Raw genomic sequence first — 23212 nt, forward strand, 5'->3', positions numbered from 1 at the left:
TCCTGCCCGTGGCCTGCCCACGGACGCGAGCTTGCGATGCAAAAGTGCCGCAAGTCCACACAACGGAGGGGCGACCTCGAGGAGCCCCGTTCGCGGCCCGTCTCGTGTTCCGCGGCCGCTGCGCACGCCGAAGGCAAGCAGCGGCCGCGGAAACACGAGACACCGGGGGCCGCGAACACGCGGTGCCGCAGGCGCCGCAATTAGATACAGGAGCGAGCACAGTGCGCGACATGGTCGAGATCGGGATGGGCCGGACGGCTCGGCGTACCTACGAGCTGGACGATATCGATATCGTCCCCTCGCGCCGGACCCGCTCGGCCAAGCAGGTATCGCTGGCGTGGCAGCTGGATGCCTACCGGTTCGAGATCCCGTTCCTCACGCATCCGACCGATGCGCTGGTGTCGCCGGAGTTCGCGATCGAGCTCGGCAGGCTCGGCGGTCTTGGCGTGATCAACGGTGAGGGGCTGTGGGCGCGGCACGCGGATGTCTCGGCCAAGATCGATCAGCTGCTCGACCTGGTCGCCAAGGGTGGCTACGAGCGGGCCATCGCGTTCCTGCAGGAACTGCACGCCGCGCCGATGCAGCCGGATCTGCTGGCCGCCGCGGTGGCGCAGGTGCGGGCCGCGGGCGTGACCACAGCAGTTCGGGTGAGCCCGCAGAACGCCCAGGCGCTGACCCCTGCGCTGGTGCAGGCCGGTATCGATCTGCTGGTCGTGCACGGCACGATCATTTCCGCCGAGCATGTCGGCGATGGTGAGCCGCTGAACCTGAAGACCTTCATCGCCGAGCTGGATGTGCCGGTGGTTGCCGGTGGGGTGAGCGATCACCGCACTGCGCTGCACCTGATGCGTACCGGTGCGGCGGGCGTCATCGTCGGTTACGGCTCCTACCCGGGTGCGACCACCACCGGTGAGGTGCTCGGTATCGGTGTGCCGATGGCGACGGCCATTGCCGACGCGGCCGCGGCGCGTCGCGACTACCTGGACGAGACCGGTGGCCGCTACGTGCATGTCATCGCCGACGGCGATATCGCGGCGTCGGGTCAGCTGGCGAAGGCGATCGCCTGCGGTGCGGACGCGGCCATGATCGGTGTGCCGCTGGCAACGGCTGCCGAGGCGCCGGGTCGTGGCTGGTACTGGCCGTCGGCGGCAGCGCATCCTTCGGTGCCGCGTGGATCGATGCTGCATGTGGACGATCCGTGGGATCTGGGTGGCGACGGTGAGGAGTCCGTGCGGCCGAGCCTGGAGCGGGTGCTGTTCGGTCCGTCCGATGATCCGTTCGGTTCGCTCAATCTCGTCGGCGGATTGCGCCGGTCGATGGCGAAGGCCGGGTACTCGGATCTGAAGGAGTTCCAGAAGGTTGGGCTCAGCGTTCGCGCCTGATCGCCCGATCAGCGGCGCCGGGTGGCGGTGCTGACCGCGCGGCTGCGCAGGAACTGACGGATGGCGTGATTGACCGGATCCGGATGGGTCATCGTCACCGCTAGCCGCGCGCCGTCGATTTCGATGAAGGTCGAACCGGGGATCGACTCGACGAGGAGTTTCCCGCGCTCCCGGGCGATGCCGCTGTGGCTGGCGTGTACGACCAGGGCCGGGCAGCTGATCTCGGACAGCCGGTCCAGCACCGAATCCCGGCCGAGCAGACAGCCGGCGGCGACTTCGATGCCGTGCCGGTCGTGGGTGAGCCAGCGCTCGGTCCACACCGAGCGGTGTCGGTCATGGTCGCCGATGAGCCAGTGCGCCAGGCGCTGTACCGCTCGTGGACGGGATCCGTCGTCGTACCATTCGGCCAGGAAACGCTGTGTGGCCGTTGACTGTTCGGGTGTCGGGCCATGAGCCTCGGTGCTGATCAGGATCAACGCGGTAACCCGCTCGGGCGCGATGAGCGCGGTGCGCAATGCGGTGAACCCGCCCTGGGCGGTGCCACCGACCACGGCGCGTTCGGCGCCGAGATGGTCGAGCACGGTCAGTGCGTCACGGGCGGCGGTCCAGTAGGTGAACGGCAGGCCCTGATCTCTGGTGTGGCCGTGCCCGCGCGCGTCCCAGGTGACGATGCGGAACTCCGGCGCCAGCGCGTCCATCTGTTCGGCGAACATGGTGCGGTCCATGAAGAATTCGTGTGCCAGCAGAACCAGTGGGCCGTTGCCGCCGGTGTCCTCGTAGTGGATGTCGGCATCGATCGCGCGGGCGAATGGCACGACGTCGAGGATAGCCAGCAGTCCGGGGACGCGTCGGGCGATTCGCCCGCGGTGCGGGCTGCGGTCAGAGCGGTGATGGCCGAGCTCTAAACTATTCGGGTGGCAGATTCGCAGAGACCCGTCCTCGTCGTCGACTTCGGTGCGCAGTACGCGCAGCTGATCGCCCGTCGAGTCCGCGAAGCGAGTGTCTACTCGGAGGTGATCCCGCATTCGGCCTCGGTCGAGGAGATCGCGGAGAAGCAGCCGCTGGCCGTCATCCTGTCCGGCGGACCGTCCAGCGTGTACGCCGAGGGCGCGCCGCAGCTGGACGCGCGGCTGTTCGACCTCGGTCTGCCGGTGTTCGGCATCTGCTATGGCTTCCAGGCGATGGCGCAGGCGCTCGGCGGCACGGTGGCCCACACCGGCACCCGCGAGTACGGCCGCACCGAGCTCAATATCGACGGTGGTCTGCTGCACGGCGGTCTGCCGACCATCCAACCGGTATGGATGAGCCACGGTGATGCGGTCACCGACGCTCCCGCCGGTTTCGAGGTCACCGGCACCACCGCGGGTGCACCGGTCGCCGCGTTCGAGAATCCGGCCAGACGGCTGGCCGGTGTGCAGTACCACCCGGAGGTGCTGCACTCCCCGCACGGTCAGCAGGTGCTGAGCCGGTTCCTGCACGAGATCGCGGGCATTCCGTCCACCTGGACGCCTGCCAATATCGCCGAATCGCTGATCGAGCGGGTTCGTGAGCAGGTCGGCGACGCGCATGCCATCTGCGCGCTGTCGGGCGGTGTGGACAGCGCGGTGGCCGGTGCCCTGGTGCAGCGCGCCATCGGCGATCGACTGACCTGTGTTTTCGTCGATCACGGACTGTTGCGTTCAGGGGAGCGCGAGCAGGTGCAGCAGGACTTCGTCGCCGCGACCGGTGCCCGGTTGGTCACTGTCGACGCGGTTGATCAGTTCCTCGGCGAGCTGAAGGGCGTCACCGACCCGGAGGAAAAGCGCAAGATCATCGGGCGGGAGTTCATCCGGTCCTTCGAGGACGCGGTGTCGGAGGTCGTCGGTGCGCACAGCAGCGCCGATGGCGTCGTGCCCGAGGTCGAGTTCCTGGTGCAGGGCACGCTGTACCCCGATGTGGTGGAGTCCGGTGGTGGCGCGGGCACGGCCAACATCAAGTCCCATCACAATGTCGGCGGCCTGCCGGAGGACCTGGAATTCGAGCTGGTCGAGCCGCTACGGCTGCTGTTCAAGGATGAGGTCCGCGCCGTCGGCCGCGAACTCGGCCTGCCCGAGGAGATCATTTCCCGGCAGCCGTTCCCCGGCCCGGGTCTTGCCATCCGCATCGTCGGCGAGGTGACCGAGGACCGGCTGCACACGCTGCGTCAGGCCGATGCCATCGCCCGTGAGGAACTCACCGCGGCCGGGCTGGACCGCCAGATCTGGCAGTGCCCGGTGGTGCTGCTCGCCGATGTCCGCAGCGTCGGCGTGCAGGGCGATGGCCGCACCTACGGTCATCCGATCGTGCTGCGTCCGGTGTCCAGCGAGGACGCCATGACCGCGGACTGGACCCGCCTGCCCTATGAGGTGCTCGAGCGCATCTCCACCCGGATCACCAACGAGGTGGCCGAGGTCAACCGCGTGGTGCTGGATGTGACCAGCAAGCCGCCGGGCACCATCGAGTGGGAGTGATCAGCCGATTCGGTAGGGCCAGCCTCGGCCGAGGATGATGCGGCCGAGTGGGACGCCGTCCGACGGTGCCGCGGACGTGGGTTCGAGTGGATGCTCGTCGGGTGTGATCGGCGGGTGTTCGGGATGTTCGTGGTGCTCGGAACGGTACTGCGACATCGGATCTCCTGTCGGCCGTGGTTCGGCTGCGTCGGTCGGTGCGAGTCGGGTTGCCGCGGAAGGCTTCTCGATCCGACCGCGACGGTGGTGCTACGCGAACAGCCCGCCGGTGCGGGCGGGCCGTTCCTATGAGGTTGTGTTACCGGCGTTTACGTGGGGAGAGTACGAGCAGCAGCCCGACGATGATGGCTGCCGCCACGATGATCCAGCCGATCGAGAGGACGCCGGCGGCGGGCCAGGACACCGGCCCGGTCAGGGCCCAGACGCTCAGGGCGAGCGCCAGCAGCCCGACGATCAGCAGGGAGAACGAGGGCCCGCGGCGCTTGTCGGTCGCGTTGCCGGTGTGGTTGTCAGCCACGGCGCACCTCCGCACTTCCCGCTCGGACATCGATGTTCAGGTCGAGCACGGGAGCGTCGCCACCGGGCCCGGTCAGACCCTCGGGGCATTGAGCGTCGCCCATCCGCACCGTGCAGTCGGCACGGACGTTCATATTCTCAGGTACCAGCACAATCGCCTCGCCCATTTGCACCGACACGTCGACGGTGCGGTTCTCGGTCAGGCCGAGTTCACGCAGATCCAGCGTCCCCGAACCCATCGTGACGCTGTACTCCGGCTTCAGATCGCCGGTCGCCAGCGGGGTCCAGGTGCGCTCACCCATGGTGGCGCCGTCGAAGCTGACCGGCCCGATCATCGAGGCCAGCACCACGAACCCGGCCAGCGGTGCGGTCACCACCAGCAGGCCGTAGCCGCGCCGCAGGAACGCACCGAGGATCAAGCCGAGACCGACCACGCCGAGCGCTACCGCGGCAATCCGCCCCGGCGTCATCCACTCCACTCCCGACGCGGCCGCCGCACCCGCGCCCGCGGCGGCCAGAATCGCCAGGCCGAGCACCATCGGAGTCAACCGGGAACGCGGCTTCTCCGGCTCCGGGGCGACGACAGTCTTCGCCGGGGAGGGTTCGGGCAGATCCCAGGCCAGCGGAGCCACACCGAGGGGATCCCAAGAGGGCGGGGTGGGGTTCGCGGTGAGCGGTCCGGTGCGCAGGGTGCTCGATGTGCGGGGCACTGCGGGTTCGACGCGGGGCGAGGCAGCCCCCTCAGCGGTGCTGCTCGACGCCTTGTCGAGGGAAGTCGTCGCACCGTCGGTGACATTCGCGCTGGAGTCGATGGCTTCTGTGGCCCCCGCACCGGTACCGAGGACCTCGGTGGCCTTGGTGGTTGCGATGACCTCGGTCGCACGTTCGATTTCCGGCACCTCGGTGCTGTTCTGGTCGGATTGCGCCGTCGAGGAGTCGGCTGCGGGATCTGTAGGCGTCTGCCGCGACGAGTCGGCTGCGGGTGGCGCGCTCTGAGAGGTGGGTGCGTTCGACTCCTTCCGCAGAACGACCTGCTGCTCGGGCACGTACCGCTCGGGCAGTTTCGTGTACGGCGTGTAGGGGCCGTAGGTGGGGGATTCGAAGGTGTCCTGGCCGGTCCACAGCGGCGTGGTCTGCGGGAGGGCGGTGCCCGGGTACCCGGTCCCCGTGACACCGTCGACCTCGCCGAACCCCAGTGCCGGTGGTTCCGGGGTGCGCATGAACAGCATCCACCAGCCGGCCAGCATGGCCGCCAGCCCGATCACCCCGGACCCGCCGAGCCCGACCCCGATCGGCCCCACCGCGCTCACCGCGATGGCAAGGGCCACGATCAATACGATCGTCTTGGTCTGCGACTGCGAGCTGTGTCCCTTACCGATCAACGACTCGGCCGCCGACGTCTCATCGCCCTGCGCGCTGCACAACAGCCAGGCCAGCAGATACAGCACGATCCCGGCGCCACCGAAGATCGTCGACACCACGAACGCCACCCGCACCAGCACCGGATCGACGTTGTAGCGCTGTCCGAACCCGGCCGCGACGCCCGCGATCGGCCCACGCCGCGGCAACCGCACCGGCCGCGTCCGCCACATCTGCTGAAGCTGATCGCCGAAGCTCGTCCTAGTCATGGAATCCATGGTCGGCCCAGGCGCGCCTCCTGCGCATCGGGGTTCACCCTGAAAATCCTCCTGAACCGCATGGACGAGAGTCGGCGAAGGGATTTCAGGGTGTTTCCCCATGGCTGGCCGTCGGTGGGGCGTGCCAGTATCGGAAGTATGTATCCGTCTGTTCCGGCGTTCGACTCACGTGGGTTCGATGCTGCGCGCGGGGGCGAACCCGTCGAGGCGGCCCGGATGCGGCTGGTGCGTCGATCGGGTGGACGGATCGTCGGTGGGGTGGCCGGCGGGATCGCCGATCATCTCGGGGTCGACGTGTTCAAGGTGCGGATGGCGTTCGTGCTGCTGTCCGCGCTGGCGGGGGCGGGAATCGTCGCGTACGCGATGCTGTGGATCTTCACACCGGGCGGTGCCGACGAGGTGCGGCCGTCGGGGCAGGAGCGGCGTCAGGCGATCGGGCTCGCGTTGCTCGGGTTCGGGCTGTCGGTGGCGATGTCCGCGTTGTTCAGCGGGACGGCGGCGCGGATCATCGTCCCGCTGATCGCGGTGGCCGTCGGTGCGGCGCTGGTATGGCGCGAGTACGACGCGGACGGTCCGCGATCACTGCTCGGCCTGCCCGCGAAACCGACGATGGTCACATGGTCGCGCATCGTCGCTGGCATCACCTTGATCGTGGCGGGGCTCGCGGTGGTGGTACTTGCCCGCATCGACATCGGCTCGCTCGGCTCGGCACTGCTGGCGGTGGCGGTCACCCTGCTCGGTGCCGGACTGCTGTCGGTGCCGCTGTGGCTGCGGATGATGCGCGCACTGAACACCGAACGCGCCGCCCGCATCCGCAACGAGGAACGCGAGGAAATCGCCTCGCACCTGCACGATTCGGTGTTGCAGACCCTCGCGCTCATCCAGCGTCAGGCCGATGATCCGCATGAGGTGGTCCGGCTGGCGCGCAGCCAGGAACGCGAACTACGCAAATGGCTGTTCGAGGATTCTGTGCCCGCGCAATCGAGTTTGGCCGCTGCGCTGCGCACCATTGCCGGTGAAGTGGAGGACCAGCACGGTGTGAAGGTCACGCCGGTGACCGTCGGCGATGTGTCGATGGATATCGCCGACACCGGATCGGGCCTGCCGAAGGAGCATTTCACCGCAGTCCTCGGCGCCAGCCGGGAAGCGCTGGTCAATGCCGCCAAACACGCGGGCGTCCCCGACATCGACCTCTTCGCCGAGACCGAACCGCATCAGGTGAGTGTGTTCGTCCGTGATCGTGGCGTGGGATTCGACGTCGACGAGATACCCGCGGATCGGCAAGGCCTGGCCAAATCCATTCGCGGGCGGGTGGAACGGCGCGGAGGTCAGGTGGAAATCGTGTCCAACCCCGGCCGAGGCACCGAAGTGCGGATCATCATGCCGCGCAACGATTCCGGGATCGAGAACGAATCGTCCGCAGATCCGGGCGACGGTTCGACCGATGATGTGGGCGCGGGTGAACCCGATGCGCCGAGGGCCGCGGTGCCGTTCGCCCCGTTGCCGAACGACACTGGCCAGGCGCGCGAGACGAATCGGGTGCGAAGCGATGACGCGGCAACGCAGCCGATCGTGCCAGCGGTTCGAGCCGATCGACGCTGACGGCTCGATCCGGCCGGTACGCGGCCGTTGTGGTACCGATGGAACTGTTCCGGGCGACCGGGACACTGTGTGACGGCGGATCGGGCTGTCCGGTGAAGGAGAAGTAGGTGGCGGTGAAGGTTTTTCTCGTCGACGATCACGCCGTGTTCCGTTCCGGGGTGCGGGCGGAACTGAGCCGGGAAACCGATATGGAGGTGGTCGGTGAGGCGGGCGGAGTCGCCGAGGCCGTCGCGGGCATCAACAACGCCCGGCCCGATGTCGTGCTACTCGACGTGCACATGCCCGATGGTGGCGGTGTCGCGGTGCTGGCCGGTATCGAAGACGGCCCGGTCTGCCTGGCCCTGAGCGTGTCCGACGCCGCCGAGGATGTGATCGCGGTGATCCGTGCCGGTGCCCGCGGCTACGTCACCAAGACCATCTCCGGCGCCGAACTGGCCGACGGGATCCGCCGGGTCGCGGGCGGTGACGCCGTCTTCAGTCCGCGGCTGGCCGGTTTCGTGCTGGATTCGTTCACCGGGAAATCCCCGGCCCCGGAACCGCCGTTGGATCCGGAACTGGATTCGCTGACCCCGCGTGAGCTCGAGGTGCTGCGACTGCTCGCCCGCGGCTACACCTACCGTGAGATCGCCGAAACCCTGTTCATCTCGGTGAAAACCGTGGAAACCCACGCCTCCAACGTGCTCCGCAAAACCCAGCAGTCCAACCGGAACGCGCTCACCCGCTGGGCGCACCGCAGGCGGATCGATTAGTTGGCGCTGTGTTGGATTTGCGCCGCCCGCGGCGTGGCGAACTCGATGCTCGGTCTCGCTTCGCTCGAAAACGATGTGTGACCGGCCGTTGTATTCAGTGCGCTGACACGACAGGTGTGGTGGGCGCCTTACATCACCGCGACGATGACGGCGATGATGATGACCAACCCGATCAGCAGACCGACAGCGATGGCGAGTGGCGCGTTGCTCGGCTGCGGTAGCTTGGCGCCCAGCGGTGCCGGGGCGGGTGCGACCGGCGCCTGCGTGGGCTGGGTGCGGCGCGGTAGCGGCGTCGACAGCGGACTACGCAGCCCCGACGCCGAATTACGGGCCGCCCACGCCGGAATGGTGCCGTCCTCGGTACGTACCGGGGCGCCGAGAATATAAGGCCCGGTGCCGGGGCCGAATGCTGCGGTGAGGATTTCGTCCCTGGCCTCGGCCATGGTTGGCCGACGCTGCGGCGCCGGTTCCATCATGTGCAGCAGCACCTGGGTGAGCACACCGCTACGGCTGGGCGGAATGATCTGCGCCATGGCCGCGCGCTCGACGACGGCGCCGCTGTCGTCGTCGAAGCCGAACGGCGGCTGGCCCTCGACGGCGGTGTAGAGCGTGGCGCCGAGGGAGAACACGTCGCTGGCCTCGGTCGGGCGGGCGCCTCGGGCCACCTCGGGCGGCAGATAGGCGGGAGTGCCGGTGATGACACCGTCCGGTTCGTCGGCGGACTCACCCGAACCGCGGGAGATGCCGAAATCGCTGAGCTTGGCCATCCCGACGCCTGGCCCGCGGTCGGCGACGAGGATATTGCCGGGTTTGATATCGCGGTGCACGATGCCGACGGCATGCGCCGCGGCCAGCGCATCGGCGACCTGTGCGCCGATCTGCGCCACCTCGATCGGCGGGAGCGTATCGACCAGCCCGAGCGCCTTGGCCACATTGCGCGACGGTAGGTGTTCCATCACCAGCCAGGGCTCACCGGCCTCGAGTACCACGTCGTAGACGGCGATGGCGTGTTCATGGGAGAGCTTGGCCGCGACCCGGCCCTCATGGATGATCTGCTCGCGGATCCGGTTCGCCTCGTCCTCATCGAGCCCTGCCGTGGTCAGCACCTGCTTGATGGCGACATCGCGGTTCAGCAGCCGGTCGGTCGCCAGCCATACCGCGCCCATACCGCCGCCACCCAGTTTCGACTGCAGACGGTAGCGACCGGCCACCAGATAATCCGGGCCGACGTTGGGACGGGGACGATCGATCATGGTGCGAGACTAGCCGAATTCCGTGGTAGCTGGCCGGATTCGGGCCGGGAGTTCGCTGCCGTGACAGTGGTCACGGCGACGGCAGGGCGGTTGCGTTCGGCGCGGGCTTGACGGATTTCAGGGGCGGGTTTCTACTGAGAGTCGATCGAACGTATATTCGATAGTGATCGATAGCTGGATCGGTGCTGGACTGTCGAGACGCCCCGGCGGCATGCGTGCGGCGGGGAGTGCTGGTGGTCGGCGCCGGATGCGCGCCGTACCGCGATGCTCGCCGGGCCAGGCCCGGTGGGTGCCGTTGTCGGCTCCGGCGGCTGTGCCCGGAGCAGAGTCCATCCGTGGAGGTAGGTGAGTGTGATGGGTTCGGATTCGCGAGGGGCGGGGCGCGCGACGGCGCAGGAGTTGGCAGAACTGCGGCGCAAAATGGCGGCGGTGCCCGGGCGTGGCGAATCCGCTGTCGTACGGCCGCCCACCTCGGAAGGAACACCTCGGGAGACATTGCCCGTCCCGTCGGCTCTCGCCGAACTCCTGCCCGACGGCGGCGTGGTGCGGGGGTCAGTGGTGGCCTACACCGGGGCGGGATCGCTGCTCGCCGGTGTGCTGGCCGCGGTCACCGCGGGTGGCGGGCATGCGGCGGTGGTCGGTATGCCGCGCCTCGGTTTGCTCGCCGCGGCGGAAATGGGGGCGCGGCTGGAGCGCCTCGCCGTCGTCGCCGACCCGGGGCCGGACCCGCTGGAGGTGGCCGCGGTGTTGCTCGACGGGCTCGACCTTGTGCTGCTCGGCCTCGGTGACCGAGCCGTCGCCCCCGCCCGGGCCAGAGTGATCGCCGCCCGCGCCCGCAACAAGGGCGCCACGCTGATCGTCACCGAAGGGCGCTGGCCCGCACCCTCCCTACGTCTTGGCGCCCGGGTCGCCGGCTACACCGGACTCGGCGCAGGCCGCGGCCGCCTCGACTCCATCTCCCTCGACGTCGAGGTCGCCGGTCGCTCATCGCTGCCGCGCAACGGTCGGATCACCCTGCGCCCGCGCGGTGGCCGGATGGAATGGGTGTCCCGCGAAACAAGTACCACCGCAAGCGAATCGACCAACGATGTGCGTGAAACCGCATCGTGAGTGTGCCGCGCCAGCAGGGCGCAGCCCATGACACGCCGAGCCCGGGTACTCGCGGTGTGGTGCCCGGATTGGCCTGCGGTCGCGGCGGCGGCACTGGGGAAGGTGCCCGCCCACCGGCCGGTGGCGGTGTTATCGGCGAACAAGGTGGTGGCCTGCTCGGCGATCGCCAGGGCCGACGGGGTGCGGCGCGGACTGCGTCGGCGTGAGGCGCAGGCGCGCTGTCCGGAGTTGTTCATCGCACAGGCCGATCCGGATCGGGATGCGCGCCTGTTCGAGCCGGTAGTGGCCGCGGTAGACGCTGCGGTGCCCGGGGTGGAGGTGCTGCGACCGGGGCTGCTGATCCTCGGTGCGCGCGGTGCGGCGCGGTTTTACGGTTCCGAGGAAGCCGCGGCCGAACGCCTCGTGGATGTGGTGGCCGCGGCAGGCGCCGAAGCTCAGATCGGGATCGCCGACGAACTGTCAACGGCGGTACTCGCGGCGCGGCGCGCCACCATCGTGGCGCCGGGTGCGGGTGCCGAATTCCTTGCGGCGCTGCCGATCGGTGAACTCGCCGTCGAACCGGCGTTGGCTGCGCCCGAACGCGTCGATCTGGTGGATCTGCTGCATCGGCTCGGTCTGCGGCGGGTGGGCGATTTCGCTGTGCTTACCCCGACGCAGGTCGCTTCCCGATTCGGCACCGACGCCATCGCGGCGCACCGCTGCGCCCGCGCCCTGCCCGAACGCCCACCGTCCGCGCGGACGCCGCCGCGCAACCTGACGGTGGAATTGCGCTGCGATCCGCCGATCGACCGCGTCGACGCCGCCGCGTTCGCCGGTCGCCTGCTCGCCACCCGCGCCCATGCCGCCCTCTCGGCTGCGGCGGTGGCCTGTACCAGACTCGCGGTCTTCGCCGAGACTGCCGCCGGTGAACATCTCACCCGGATCTGGCGCTGTGCGGAACCGCTGAGCGCCGACGGAGTCGCCGACCGGGTGCGCTGGCAACTGGACGGCTGGCTCACCCACCGCGACACCGGTGGCTCCGGCGGACCCACCGCACCGATCACCCTGCTGCGGCTTGAACCGGTCGAGGTGATCCCGGCCGCCGCCCTCCAGCTCGGTCTATGGGGTGATGCGGGCGGCACCGACGCACGGGCGATGCGCGCCCTTGTCCGGGTACAGGGGCTGCTCGGCGGTGCGGCGGTGCAGGTCGGCGTGCTCAGCGGCGGTCGTGGACCCGCCGAACGGATCACCATGGTCGCCCTCGGCGACGAACAGGTGCCCGCCACCGATCCCGCGCTGCCCTGGCCGGGTCGTCTGCCCGAACCGGCACCCGCGGTGCTCATGATGAACCGTCCGCAGGTCCGACTGGAATCCGCCGGTGGTGTCCCGGTACACGTCACCGATCGCGGCCTGTTCAGCGCGACCCCCACCCGGCTGCGCTGGGGCGGCAAACACTGGGAGCTGACCGCATGGGCGGGTCCGTGGCCGATGGACGAGCTCTGGTGGGCCTCGGGATCCGCACCCGCTGCTCGCGTCCAAGTCGAGCTACCCGGACCCCACACCCTGTTGCTCATCACCCGCGAGGGGAGCTGGCATGTGGAAGGCCTCTACGAATGAGGTGCCGTTTCGCCGCCTCCGTGGACGGTCCATTTCTTTCCGCTGACAGGTCGCTGGTGCGCCACCGGTGTGTGGCAGATCATCGCCCTTCGCCCGCTACCCGCCGGTACCCTCGAAAATCGTGGATCTGACGACGGCCAGGGTCGCGCTCGGCGACGTGCTGATCGCCTACCGGGACTCCGGGGCGGTCGCGGTCGACGATGTCCCGGTCGTGCTGGTGCACGGTATGGGCGGAGACGGCCACACCTGGGATCGGTTCGCCCGCGAACTGGTGCGGGCGGGACGCCGGGTCATCATTCCCGACCTGCGTGGACACGGTCGCAGCGCGCATACCGAGTCCTATCTGTTCGGCGAGTTCGGCGACGATGTGCTGCGGCTGTGTGAGTCCCTCGAACTGGACCGGGTCGACCTGGTCGGGCATTCACTCGGCGGTTACGCGGTGTCGTGTATCGCGCAGGAACGACCGGGCCTGGTTCGTCGCCTTGTCATGGAGGAATGCCCGCTGCCGCTGCGGTCGGGCACCGAGGAACTCACGCTCACGCGCAGGCTGCCGAGTATCCCGGAGCTGTGGCATGCCACCTCCAGTCTGCTCCGCCATCCCCGCGCGGTGCTCGCCTTCGACCGGTCGATGACGCGGACCGCGCTCGAACAGTTCCGCAAACCGCATCCGGAGTGGTGGGAGCGGCTCACCGAGATCACCGCCCCGACCCTCGTCCTGCGCGGCGGCCCCGGCGGCATGGTCGATCCGGACAAACTCGAGATCATGCGCACCTCGGTGCCCGACTGTTCGGTCACCGCCTTCACCTGCGGGCACAGCATCCACCGCGACCGCTACCGCGAATTCGCCGCCGCCGTACTGCCGTTCCTCGGTCACTGAGAACCGCAGCCGCCGACCGACTCGCCGGATCACCAGTGGGTGCCGGGAACCCAGCGGGCGGCGCGGCGAAGGGCGGCGCCGGTGGCCTTGCGGGCAGCCGAGCGAGGTCGGGTGTTCGGTTGTGGGGCAACGATTTCAGTGGGTTCGGGGGTGTCGTCCTGTTCGCCGCGGGCGGCGGGGGAGTCGGGCAGGGCGCGGTAGTAGCGGTGCAGGATGCGGTCGCGCAGGTTCGGGGTGACGATGCCGCCGTATTCGGCCAGCGTGCCGAGCGGGACGTCGATGCGCTTGGGGCGTTCGCTGAGCGCGCGCACGATGGTGGCCGCGGCCCACTCCGGGGATTCGGACGGGCCCTGATTGCCGCTGGGGGTGATCATCGGGGTCCGCACCAGCGGCATGTGAATGGTAGTGAAGGTGACGCCGTCGGCCAGCGTTTCCACTGCGGCCACCTCGGTGAATTTGTCCAAGGCGGCTTTGCTGGCCAGATAGGCCGCGAAGCGGGGAGTGGCGACCTGCACGCCCGCGCTACTGATATTGACGATGTGACCGAACTTGCGCTCGCGCATCTGCGGTAGCAGGGCGAGGGTCATCCGGAGCGCGCCGAAGTAGTTGACCGCCATGGTGCGTTCGAAATCGTGCAGGCGATCGGTGGAGCGGTGGATGGCGCGCCGGATGGAGCGACCCGCATTGTTCACCAGCATGTCGACGTGGCCGTGCTCGTCGAGGATCGCCTTGACCGCCTGGTCCACCGACTCGGAATCGGTGACGTCGCACTGGTATCCGTAGGCGCTGCCGCCGGTGGCGCGGATCTCCTCGACCACGGTCGAGAGTTCGTCGGCGCGGCGGGCCAGCAGTAACACCACGGCGCCTTTGTCGGCGACGGCGAGCGCTGCCGCCCGGCCGATACCGGAGGAGGCGCCGGTGATCAGGACATGTCGTCCGGTGAGGTCGCGATTGCGCTGATTGCGCCGGATCTGTTCACGTGCGTCGGCGTCGTCGGCTCGGGTCATCGCTGCTCCTTCGCAGGTCTGTCGGCACCGAACTTACTCTGAAGTAAGTTCGATGCCAAGTGGTTTGTATCACATCTGAAGAACATCGACGCGACGTGTTCGAACACTCGAAATCAATCGAACATATGTGCGATAATTGAGCCATGACGGACGATCGGATGGCGGATATCTATGCCGCGGTGCGGCTCGGCGGCGTTGACCAGGAAGTGGCACGGCGTGCGTTGCACACGCTGTGGGAGGAGCTCGGTGAGTACGGTGATCCGCTACATCGCTGCGTGATCGCCCATCATCTGGCCGATGTGGTGGAGACGGCCGAGGAGGCGCTGCTGTGGGATCAGCGCGCACTCGCGGCGGTGTTCGCGCCGGGCAGTCCGCTGGATGAGGGTATGCGCGGGTTCCTGCCCTCGCTGTATCTGAACCTGGCCGACAGTCACCGCCGCGTCGGCGATTTCGACTCTGCCCGAATGCAATTGGCACTCGCCAAAGGGCATCTCGAGGTGCTCGCCAATGATGCCTACGGCCAGGTGATCCGCACCGGGCTCGATCATGTGTCCGGCGCGCTCGACGCCGGCTCCACCGAACGGCTCAAGGCGAGCTGATCGGCGTCCGTGATGTGGGGACGATGCCATGGGTTGGAGTAATGGACCGCCCAGCTGGTCGGAGATGGAGCGTGTCCTGTCCGGGCGGCCGGGCAGGCACGACCCGGAGTCGATGTATCCGGGCGACGGTGGCGACAGCCCGGCGTGGTCGCGTAAACGTGGTGAGTACCTGGCCGAGGGCGAGGAGCGCCCCCTCGGCCCGGTCATGCCCTATGCCGAACTGCACGCGCACTCGGCCTACAGCTTCCTCGACGGGGCGAGCCAGCCGGAAGAACTGGTCGAGGAGGCGGCCCGCCTCGGTCTCGAAGCCATCGCCCTCACCGACCACAACGGCTTCTACGGCGTGGTCCGCTTCTTCGAAGCCGCACGGGAATGGGGCATCGCCACCGTCTACGGTGCCGAATTGACCCTCGTCGCACCGGAATCGGTAGCGCCGACCGCACAACCACAACCATCGCGGTCGGCAAGTCCGGCAGAGGCTCGGCCGCGAACACTTCGGCCGGTCGATGCGACGGATCCGGACACTTCGGCGGATTCCTCACCGCCAGAAGCGGTGTCGCCGGCACTGCAACCGGCAGGCCGAATCGCGACAGGACATGCCGATGCACCCGACTCCGTCGCGCGGACGGGGGAACCGGATCCGGCGGGGATGCATCTGCTGGTGCTGGCCAGGGGGCAGGAGGGGTATCGGCGGCTGTCGCGGGAGATCGCGGCGGCGCATATGGCCGCGGGAGAGAAGGGGATTCTGCGCTACGACCTGGACACCCTCACCGCGGCGGCGGGCGGGCATTGGCAGATCCTGACCGGATGCCGGAAGGGACAGCTGCGGCAGGCGCTGGAACAGGATCTGCGGGCGGGAGGGGAGTTGGCGCGATCCGAAGCGGCGCTGCGTGATCTGGTCGATCGTTTCGGCGCCGACCGGGTGAGCGTCGAACTCACCCACCACGGGCTCCCCGCCGACGACGAACGCAACGCCCATCTCATCGCGCTGGCCGAGCGGCTCGACCTGCCCGTCGTCGCCACCACCGGCGCGCATTTCGCCTCCCCGGCCCAGCGGCATCGCGCCATGGCACTTGCCGCGATCCGTTCCCGGCGCAGCCTCGACGAGATCGCGGGGTGGCTGGCCCCCACCGGCGGCGCGCATCTGCGGTCGGGTGCGGAAATGGCGCGGTTGTTCGCCGACTGTCCGCAGGCCATCACCAACGCGGTCGCCCTCGCCCGCGAATGCGCCTTCGACCTGCACCTGATCGCGCCGGAGTTGCCGCCGTTCCCGGTGCCTGAAGGGCACGACGAGGATTCCTGGCTGCGGGATCTCACCTTCAAAGGAGCTGCCGAACGCTACGGAACGCCACAGCGCAACCCAGCCGCGTACCGGCAGATCGAGCACGAACTCGCGGTGATCACCGAGATGAAGTTTCCCGGCTACTTCCTTGTGGTGCACGACATCGTGATGTTCTGCAAGAACAACGACATCCTGTGCCAGGGCCGGGGATCGGCGGCCAATTCGGCGGTCTGCTACGCCATTGGCATCACCAATGTCGACCCGGTCGCCAACAACCTGTTGTTCGAACGGTTCCTGTCACCCGCGCGCGACGGTCCGCCCGATATCGACATCGATATCGAATCCGATCGCCGCGAGGAAGCGATCCAGCACGTCTACACCGCGTACGGCCGTGAATACGCCGCCCAGGTGGCCAATGTGATCACCTACCGCGGTAAATCAGCCGTCCGTGACGCGGCCCGTGCGCTCGGTTTCTCGACCGGCCAGCAGGACGCGTGGAGCAAGCAGGTCAGTCGCTGGAGCGGTGTCGGCGCCGAAACCGGCACCGATATCCCGGAGCGGGTGCTGGAACTGGCAGCCGATATCGAGGGCCTGCCACGGCATCTCGGCATCCATTCCGGCGGCATGGTGATCTGTGATCGCCCCATCGCCGATGTGTGCCCGGTGGAATGGGCGCGGATGCCGGGACGCAGCGTATTGCAGTGGGACAAGGACGATTGCGCCGCGGCTGGACTGGTGAAATTCGATCTGCTCGGCCTCGGCATGCTCTCCGCGCTGCACTACATGATCGATCTGGTGCGCGAACACGAAGGCATCACCGTCGAATTGCACACCCTCGATCTCACCGAAACCGCGGTGTACGACATGCTTTCGCGCGCCGATTCGATCGGCGTGTTCCAGGTGGAGTCGCGCGCTCAGATGGCCACGTTGCCCCGGCTGAAACCGCGTGTGTTCTACGACCTGGTGGTCGAGGTGGCGCTGATCCGGCCCGGCCCTATTCAAGGTGGTTCGGTGCATCCGTATATTCGCCGCCGCAACAAGAAAGAGAAGTGGAACTACGACCATCCCTCGCTGGAGAAAACGCTGGAGCGCACCTACGGCGTACCGCTGTTTCAGGAACAGCTCATGCAGATAGCGGTCGACGTCGCCGGATTCACCGAAGCCGAAGCCGATCAATTGCGTCGCGCCATGGGGTCCAAACGGTCACCCGAACGTATGGAGCGGCTCAAGGCGCGGCTCTACCAGGGCATGCGTGATCTGCACGGCATCACCGGTGAGGTCGCCGATCGCATCTACGAGAAACTGTATGCCTTCGCGAATTTCGGTTTCCCGGAAAGTCATTCGCAGAGCTTCGCCGCGCTTGTGTTCTATTCGGCATGGTTCAAACTGCATCATCCGGCCGCCTTCTGCGCCGGTTTGCTGCGTGCCCAGCCGATGGGCTTCTACTCACCGCAATCATTGGTGGCCGATGCCCGCAGGCACGGTGTCGTGGTGCACGGCCCCGATATCAATGCCAGCCGTGCCGAACCCACCCTCGAACAGCGCGGCACCCAGGTGCGGCTCGGGCTCGCCGCGGTCCGCTACATCGGCGACGAGCTCGCCGCGAAAATCGTCGCCGCCAGGCAGGAGAGCGGACCCTATATCTCGCTCCTCGATGTGACCGGGCGAGTGGAACTCACCGTCCGCCAGGCGGAATCGCTGGCGACCGCTGGTGCGTTGGACAGCATCACCACCGCGACCTCGGCGGAGGGAGGCGCGCCCAAGCCGGCATCGGCCGACACGCCCGGCGCACACAGCAGTCTGCGGCGTACCGCCCTGTGGGCAGCGGGCGCCGCAGCGGGCGAACGTCCGGATCGCCTGCCCGGCATGGTCGCCGCCACCGCCGCCCCCTCTCTCCCCGGAATGAGCGCGCTGGAATTGGCCGCCGCCGATGTCTGGGCCACCGGCATCTCGCCCGGCAGCTACCCCACCGAATTCCTTCGTGCCGAGCTCGACGCGATGGGCGTGATCCCCGCGGACCGACTGCTGTCGGTTCCCGACGGTTCCCGGGTTCTCGTCGGCGGAGCCGTCACCCACCGGCAGCGGCCTGCCACTGCCGCCGGTGTCACGTTCCTGAATCTGGAAGACGAGACCGGCATGGTCAATATCGTCTGCTCGGTGGGCCTGTGGACCCGCCACCGCAGGCTCGCCCAGAGCGCAACGGCACTGATCATCCGCGGCCGGGTCCAGAACGCCGAAGGTGCGGTGAGTGTGCTCGCCGAGCATCTACAACACCTGGATCTGCGCATGGCAGCCAAGTCTCGCGACTTCCGGTGATCGAGAAGCGTGTCGTGACCGAGACGAGCCGCTACGCTGCGACCATGCGGAAGCTTGCGGTGCTATTGATCGCCTTGCTCGGCCTTGCCCTGCTGCTCGGCGGCTGCGGCGATGACGACGACGCGGGTGAATCGACCACCAGCGGACGCGCGTCCATGGACATGCAGGCCCCAGCGGCGACCCCGGGTTTCCGGGAACAGGCACCCGCCAGGGAACAGGACACCGGCGGCGAAACGAACGCCGACCGTAAGGAAGTGATCACCGGCCAGGTCGAGATCACCTCCGCCGACCCGGTCGATGCGGCGGGCAAGGTGACGGCTCAGGTGACCACGCTGAAGGGCCGGGTCGACAGTCGCACCGAACGTCCCGGCACCGGCGACAGCGATCCCAGTGCCCGGCTCACCGTCCGGATTCCGGCCGAGCACACCGACGCCTTCATCGCCGGTCTCGGTGATATCGGTGAGGTCACCGAGGTGAGCACCAACCGCGATGACGTGACCATGCAGTGGCAGGATCTCGACGCGCGCATCAGCGCCCTGCAGGCTTCGGTCGACCGGCTGCGGGTCCTCATGGCCGAAGCCACCAATACCGCCGACCTGCTCGCCGCCGAGCAGGCGCTGTCGAGCCGTCAGGCCGATCTCGACAGCCTCACCGCGCAGAAACGGCTGCTCGACGATCAGATCGCGCTGTCCACGCTGACCATCGAGATCTCCAGCACGCACACCGATTCCGACGACGGGCCCACCAACTTCTGGGACGGCATCGTCTCCGGCTGGAACTCACTGGTCGACTGGTTGAAAGACGCTGTCGTCTTCCTCGGCAAGGCGGTCCCGTGGATCGGCTTCGTCGCGGTGATCGGTGCCGTCGTCTGGGTGATCGTGCGGTTGGTGCGCCGCCCGCGCGGCACGACAGCGGCCGCGACCAGGACGCCCGCCGAGTCCGAAGCTGGGAAAGCTACTGCCACAACAGGAGAATCGAGTGCCGACGACGGTTCGGGCGACGATAAAACCGAACAGCCGTAAGGGCCCGCTCGTCGAAATCCTGGACGACGGTACGGTGCAGCTCTACGTCCGTGCGCCCGCCGTGGAAGGCAAGGCCAACAAGGCCGCGATCGAATTGCTCGCCGAGCACTACGGCGTGCCGAAGAGCGCGATCCGCCTCGCGGCCGGCGCGACGTCCCGTCACAAGCGCTTCGAGATCGACAACTGAACTCGCTGCCTCTGCCTGCCGTCACACCGCGTCGGGGAATCCGTGCTGGCGCCACGCTTCATACACCGCTACCGCCGCAGAGTTCGACAGATTCATCGACCGCCGTCCCGGCAGCATCGGAATCCGCACCAGTTCGGTGACGTGCGGGTCGGCGAGCACCTCCTCGGGCAGCCCGGTCGGCTCGGTCCCGAAGAGCAGCACATCGCCCACGCGATACTCCACATCGGTGAACCGCGTATTCGCCTGCGTGGTGAACGCGAACACCCGCTCCGGTCGGATCGCCTCCCACGCCGCCGCCAGATTCGCATGCACCGTCACCGACGCCAGGTCGTGATAGTCCAACCCGGCCCGCCGCAACTTCGGCTCGGACAGATCGAACCCCAACGGCTCGATCAAATGCAGCTCACATCCCGTCCCCGCCGCCAACCGAATCGCATTCCCGGTATTCGGCGGAATGCACGGCTCATGGAACATCAGTCGGAACACGCCCACCATTCTGTGCGGGTGCCCTGCAGGCTGATCACCCGGGTCGTCGGCCCGACGGTGAGCAGGGTGGTGCACCGCAGGAAACCGCGGTGACGTTGGTCGGTGTGGCGGCGTTGTTCATGCCTGAGCATCTGATAGAGGTCGAGGGGGTCGCCGTGGTCGCATAGGCGCCGGTAGCGTCGGCCGAAAGGCGTTGCGCTGTCCAGCGCTCGCTCGGGGTGGGAGGTCTGCAACAATCGAGGGCGTGACCGACGCCGACGCCCCGACCGCCGAACGACGGCCCGGCGATAGTTGGGCGACGCAGTTCTGGCGCTGTCACCTGCCGATGGTGATCGTCGCGCTGGTCATCCTGGTGGCGATCGTGTTCGTGGCCTCGGAACGCTGGCGGCGCGGTGCGCTGTTCTTCGGCGGTGCCACACTGTTGGCCGCCACGTTCCGGCTGTGCCTGCCTACCGCGCGGGTCGGCCTGCTCGCGGTGCGCAGCAAACCGTTCGACGTCGGTGCGCTCACGTTGCTCGGCAGCTCGATCGTCTTCATCGCCGCCACCATCAACACCCTCGGCGTGAGCTAGCGCTGCGCCCCTCGACGGTCGAGGGGCGCAGGCCGTGTCAGCTCGTGGCCGGATAGCGTTCCGGGAACACGATCCGATCCCGATGGCGCCGACCCGGATGTGGCGGTTGAGCAGCCGCGTAGCCGAGGGTCACGAGTACCGCGATGGCGAGATCAGGCCGGGCCTCGATGCCGATGGCCTTCTTCACCAGGTCGGGGTCCCACCCGTTCATCGGCGCCGAGGCCAACCCGAGACTGGTCGCGGCCAGCATCGCGTAGCCGGCGGCGATCATCGCGTTCTTCACCGAGTTCTCCCGGATCAGGCCGCGCCGGTCCAGGTCGTGGAATTCGGCGCGGGATTCGAACATGGTCCGGAACTCCGCGTTCCAGGCCCCGTTGGCGGTAGCGGTCTCGGCAATGTCGGTGTTCCGCGACTCCCAGGCCGCGGTCTCGGCGACAAATACCAGTACGACCGGTGCCTCCCGCGGCTGCGGCTGACCGAATGCCGCGGCCGACAGTTCATTCCTGGTGGACTCGCTGGTGACCAGCACGATCGACCGATCCTGCATGTTCCATGCCGTCGGCGCCTCGATCACCAGATCCAGTAGTTCGTCCAGCAGCGGCTGCGGTACGGGTTCGGGGCGGTAGTGGCGCACGGTGCGACGGGTGCGAATGGCTTCGGGTACAGAAAGTGGCTGCTTGTTCATGCAGACAACTATTCGATAGTTACTCTCTTTTGGGAAGAAGGCACTCATAAGTGCGTTACACTAATTTTGTGCCCACATATTTGGCGGACTCAGGGCTGCCGGCCGATGTGTACTCGGCCAAATGCCCTACCAGGCAAGTGCTCGATCATGTCGCGGGCAAATGGACAGTGCTCATCGTGGACGCGCTCGCCGACGGCACCTTGCGCTACACCGATCTGCGCCGCCGGATCGAAGGCATCTCGCAGAAGATGCTCACTCAGACCCTGCGTCAGTTGGAGGCCGACGGATTCGTCACGCGCACCGTGTATCCCACGGTGCCGCCTCGGGTCGAGTACACCCTCACCGAGCTGGGGCACAGCCTCCGCACGCCGATCGCCGCACTACGGGATTGGATCGAAACCAACATCAACCGCATCGAGGCAGCTCGCCGCGCTGCTGTGGATCCGAGCTGATCACCGCCGGGGTGTGCCGGAATCGGCCCGGACGGCGGACCTATCGCGCGTTGCGGGCCAGGTTCATGGTCTGGATCAGCAGCTTGGACACCGCCGCTGCCTCGGTGAGGAAGCCGTCGTGTCCGTCGCGGGAGTGCACCACCTCGAGGCCCTGACAGCCGGGCAGCCCGTCGGCCAGTTCTTGCTGGGTGTAGAGCGGGTACAGCCGGTCGGAGTCGACGCCGCCGACCACGCACGGCACCGGCGTGCTCGCCAGCGCCGCCGCGATACCGCCGCGTCCGCGACCGACATCGTGCCGGTTCATGGCCTCGCTCAGCAGCACATAGGTGGCCGGATCGAAACGCTTGCACAGCTTTTCGGCCTGGTATTCGAGGTAACTCTGCACCGCGTATCGCCCGCCGCGCCACGGATCCTCATCACCCTGGGCGTGGTTTTCGAAGCGATGATCGAGTTCGCCTTCGGTGCGGTAGCTCAGATGGGCGATGCGCCGGGCGATGCCCATGCCAGCGGTCGGAATACGGCCGGTGTCGTGGTAGTCGCCGCCCTGCCACTCCGGATCGGCCTGGATGGCGGCGATCTGGGTGGTCTGGGTGCCGATCTGGTCGGCGGTGGCGCGTGCGCCCACCGCGAGCACCAGCGCCGCCGAGACCCGTGCGGGTGCGCCGACCATCCACTCCAGGACGCGCATGCCGCCCATCGACCCACCGACGACGGCGGCCAACCGTTCGATTCCGAGCTTGTCTAGCAGCGCGGCTTCGGCGGTCACCTGGTCGCGAATGGAGATCTCGGGGAACCGGGAGCCCCACGGTTTCCCGTCGGGTGCCGCCGAGGACGGGCCGGTGCTGCCCTTACAGCCGCCGAGCACGTTCGTCGCGATGACACACCACTCGTCGGTGTCCAGCGGCGCGCCGGGACCGACCATGCCGTCCCACCAGCCGGGCTGCGGATGGATGTCATCGGGGCTGCCGACCACATGGGAGTCGCCGGTCAGGGCATGCTCCACCAGCACCACGTTGTCCAGTTCGGGTGACAGCTCACCCCAGCGCTGCACGGCCAGATGTACGTCGGGGACGGTCTCGCCGTTCTCCAGCGCGATATCCCCGACGGCGATGATGCCGAGCCGTCCGTCCGGCGGTGGCAACTCGGCCGCCGTCACACGGGCGGTTCTGTGGTCGGCGCTCACGGTCACGTCGCCGCCGCCGTGAATCCCGCGCGCAGGTCGGTGAGGATGTCGTCGATGCCTTCGATACCGACGGCGAGGCGGACCAGGCCGGGGGTGACGCCTGCGGCGAGCTGCTGTTGGGGGGTGAGTTGGGAGTGGGTGGTGGAGGCGGGGTGGATGACGAGGGAGCGGACGTCGCCGATGTTGGCGACGTGGGAGTGCAGGGTGAGGGCGT

At 68.0% G+C, this 23212-nt stretch carries 23 protein-coding genes; 13 read left to right on the top strand and 10 right to left on the bottom strand.

Annotation, left to right across the window (positions count from 1 at the left end; translation table 11 throughout):
* The first annotated feature begins 221 nt into the window (after positions 1–221).
* Positions 222–1382 (top strand): GuaB3 family IMP dehydrogenase-related protein, encoded by a 1161-nt coding sequence (locus tag GV792_RS25955; RefSeq protein WP_163827395.1) that lies wholly within the window; start codon positions 222–224, stop codon positions 1380–1382.
* A gap of 8 nt (positions 1383–1390) precedes the next feature.
* On the opposite strand, the gene GV792_RS25960 is transcribed toward GV792_RS25955, so the two are convergent.
* Positions 1391–2197 carry an alpha/beta fold hydrolase gene (locus tag GV792_RS25960; protein WP_163827397.1) on the bottom strand — a complete coding sequence of 269 codons (807 nt, stop codon included), beginning with the start codon at positions 2195–2197 and terminating at the stop codon, positions 1391–1393.
* A gap of 99 nt (positions 2198–2296) precedes the next feature.
* Between GV792_RS25960 and guaA the strand changes: the two genes are divergently transcribed.
* Positions 2297–3871 (top strand): glutamine-hydrolyzing GMP synthase, encoded by a 1575-nt coding sequence (gene guaA, locus GV792_RS25965; protein WP_375154351.1) that lies wholly within the window; start codon positions 2297–2299, stop codon positions 3869–3871.
* On the opposite strand, the gene GV792_RS25970 is transcribed toward guaA, so the two are convergent.
* The 3 genes from GV792_RS25970 to GV792_RS25980 all read right to left on the bottom strand — a co-directional run bounded on the left by GV792_RS25970 (position 3872) and on the right by GV792_RS25980 (position 6012).
* The gene (locus GV792_RS25970; protein ID WP_163827399.1) at positions 3872–4027 is read right to left on the bottom strand and encodes a hypothetical protein; all 156 of its coding nucleotides are present in this window, start codon (positions 4025–4027) and stop codon (positions 3872–3874) included.
* Between the two features lie 139 nt (positions 4028–4166).
* Positions 4167–4385, bottom strand: a complete 219-nt coding sequence (locus tag GV792_RS25975) for a hypothetical protein (protein WP_163827402.1) — start codon at positions 4383–4385, stop codon at positions 4167–4169.
* Positions 4378–6012, bottom strand: coding sequence for a PspC domain-containing protein (locus tag GV792_RS25980; protein WP_163827404.1), 1635 nt, complete (start codon positions 6010–6012; stop codon positions 4378–4380). The genes GV792_RS25975 and GV792_RS25980 overlap by 8 nt, the downstream gene beginning before the upstream one ends.
* Before the next feature lie 147 nt (positions 6013–6159).
* Here GV792_RS25980 and GV792_RS25985 point away from each other — a divergent pair, with 147 nt between their 5' ends.
* A complete protein-coding gene (locus tag GV792_RS25985) occupies positions 6160–7623 on the top strand; it encodes a PspC domain-containing protein (protein ID WP_375154475.1) in 1464 nt (487 codons plus the stop codon).
* A 113-nt stretch (positions 7624–7736) separates the two neighbouring features.
* Positions 7737–8372, top strand: coding sequence for a response regulator (locus tag GV792_RS25990; RefSeq protein WP_163827439.1), 636 nt, complete (start codon positions 7737–7739; stop codon positions 8370–8372).
* Positions 8373–8500: 128 nt separating this feature from the next.
* Here GV792_RS25990 and GV792_RS25995 read toward each other — a convergent pair whose 3' ends face one another.
* On the bottom strand, positions 8501–9625 hold the full coding sequence (locus GV792_RS25995) for a serine/threonine-protein kinase (protein ID WP_163827406.1): 1125 nt from the start codon (positions 9623–9625) through the stop codon (positions 8501–8503).
* A 354-nt stretch (positions 9626–9979) separates the two neighbouring features.
* Here GV792_RS25995 and GV792_RS26000 point away from each other — a divergent pair, with 354 nt between their 5' ends.
* The 3 genes from GV792_RS26000 (at position 9980) to GV792_RS26010 (ending at position 13208) form a co-directional block, all read left to right on the top strand.
* A complete protein-coding gene (locus GV792_RS26000; RefSeq protein WP_163827408.1) occupies positions 9980–10735 on the top strand; it encodes a hypothetical protein in 756 nt (251 codons plus the stop codon).
* 27 nt (positions 10736–10762) lie between these two features.
* Positions 10763–12331: a DNA polymerase Y family protein gene (locus GV792_RS26005; protein WP_163827410.1), complete on the top strand. Its 1569-nt coding sequence runs from the start codon at positions 10763–10765 to the stop codon at positions 12329–12331.
* Between the two features lie 121 nt (positions 12332–12452).
* Positions 12453–13208: an alpha/beta fold hydrolase gene (locus GV792_RS26010; RefSeq protein ID WP_163827412.1), complete on the top strand. Its 756-nt coding sequence runs from the start codon at positions 12453–12455 to the stop codon at positions 13206–13208.
* A 29-nt stretch (positions 13209–13237) separates the two neighbouring features.
* Here GV792_RS26010 and GV792_RS26015 read toward each other — a convergent pair whose 3' ends face one another.
* Complete coding sequence (locus GV792_RS26015; RefSeq protein WP_163827414.1) at positions 13238–14215, bottom strand: SDR family NAD(P)-dependent oxidoreductase; 978 nt, start codon at positions 14213–14215, stop codon at positions 13238–13240.
* A gap of 143 nt (positions 14216–14358) precedes the next feature.
* Here GV792_RS26015 and GV792_RS26020 point away from each other — a divergent pair, with 143 nt between their 5' ends.
* The 4 genes from GV792_RS26020 to GV792_RS26035 are packed head-to-tail and all read left to right on the top strand — an operon-like array spanning position 14359 to position 19621.
* Positions 14359–14814 carry a hypothetical protein gene (locus GV792_RS26020; protein ID WP_175583088.1) on the top strand — a complete coding sequence of 152 codons (456 nt, stop codon included), beginning with the start codon at positions 14359–14361 and terminating at the stop codon, positions 14812–14814.
* A gap of 28 nt (positions 14815–14842) precedes the next feature.
* The gene (locus GV792_RS26025) at positions 14843–18412 is read left to right on the top strand and encodes an error-prone DNA polymerase (RefSeq protein ID WP_218581218.1); all 3570 of its coding nucleotides are present in this window, start codon (positions 14843–14845) and stop codon (positions 18410–18412) included.
* Between the two features lie 44 nt (positions 18413–18456).
* Entirely contained in the window at positions 18457–19434 is a 978-nt protein-coding gene (locus GV792_RS26030) for a DUF4349 domain-containing protein (RefSeq protein WP_163827416.1), read from the top strand.
* Positions 19391–19621 carry a DUF167 domain-containing protein gene (locus GV792_RS26035; RefSeq protein ID WP_163827418.1) on the top strand — a complete coding sequence of 77 codons (231 nt, stop codon included), beginning with the start codon at positions 19391–19393 and terminating at the stop codon, positions 19619–19621. The genes GV792_RS26030 and GV792_RS26035 overlap by 44 nt, the downstream gene beginning before the upstream one ends.
* Before the next feature lie 21 nt (positions 19622–19642).
* Here GV792_RS26035 and GV792_RS26040 read toward each other — a convergent pair whose 3' ends face one another.
* Positions 19643–20107 carry a tRNA (cytidine(34)-2'-O)-methyltransferase gene (locus GV792_RS26040; protein WP_163827420.1) on the bottom strand — a complete coding sequence of 155 codons (465 nt, stop codon included), beginning with the start codon at positions 20105–20107 and terminating at the stop codon, positions 19643–19645.
* A 325-nt stretch (positions 20108–20432) separates the two neighbouring features.
* On the opposite strand from GV792_RS26040, the gene GV792_RS26045 reads away from it, so the two are divergent.
* Positions 20433–20678 carry a DUF3017 domain-containing protein gene (locus GV792_RS26045; RefSeq protein ID WP_175584819.1) on the top strand — a complete coding sequence of 82 codons (246 nt, stop codon included), beginning with the start codon at positions 20433–20435 and terminating at the stop codon, positions 20676–20678.
* A gap of 37 nt (positions 20679–20715) precedes the next feature.
* Here GV792_RS26045 and GV792_RS26050 read toward each other — a convergent pair whose 3' ends face one another.
* Positions 20716–21363: a nitroreductase family protein gene (locus GV792_RS26050; RefSeq protein WP_163827424.1), complete on the bottom strand. Its 648-nt coding sequence runs from the start codon at positions 21361–21363 to the stop codon at positions 20716–20718.
* Positions 21364–21431: 68 nt separating this feature from the next.
* Between GV792_RS26050 and GV792_RS26055 the strand changes: the two genes are divergently transcribed.
* Positions 21432–21815 (top strand): winged helix-turn-helix transcriptional regulator, encoded by a 384-nt coding sequence (locus tag GV792_RS26055; protein ID WP_163827426.1) that lies wholly within the window; start codon positions 21432–21434, stop codon positions 21813–21815.
* Positions 21816–21855: 40 nt separating this feature from the next.
* Here GV792_RS26055 and metX read toward each other — a convergent pair whose 3' ends face one another.
* A complete protein-coding gene (metX, locus tag GV792_RS26060; protein ID WP_175583089.1) occupies positions 21856–23004 on the bottom strand; it encodes a homoserine O-acetyltransferase MetX in 1149 nt (382 codons plus the stop codon).
* A partial coding sequence (locus GV792_RS26065) for a PLP-dependent transferase (RefSeq protein ID WP_175584809.1) occupies positions 23001–23212 on the bottom strand: 212 nt, incomplete at its 5' end. The genes metX and GV792_RS26065, both read right to left, overlap by 4 nt.

The organism is Nocardia cyriacigeorgica, from assembly GCF_010868145.1.
GTDB lineage: Bacteria > Actinomycetota > Actinomycetes > Mycobacteriales > Mycobacteriaceae > Nocardia > Nocardia cyriacigeorgica_D.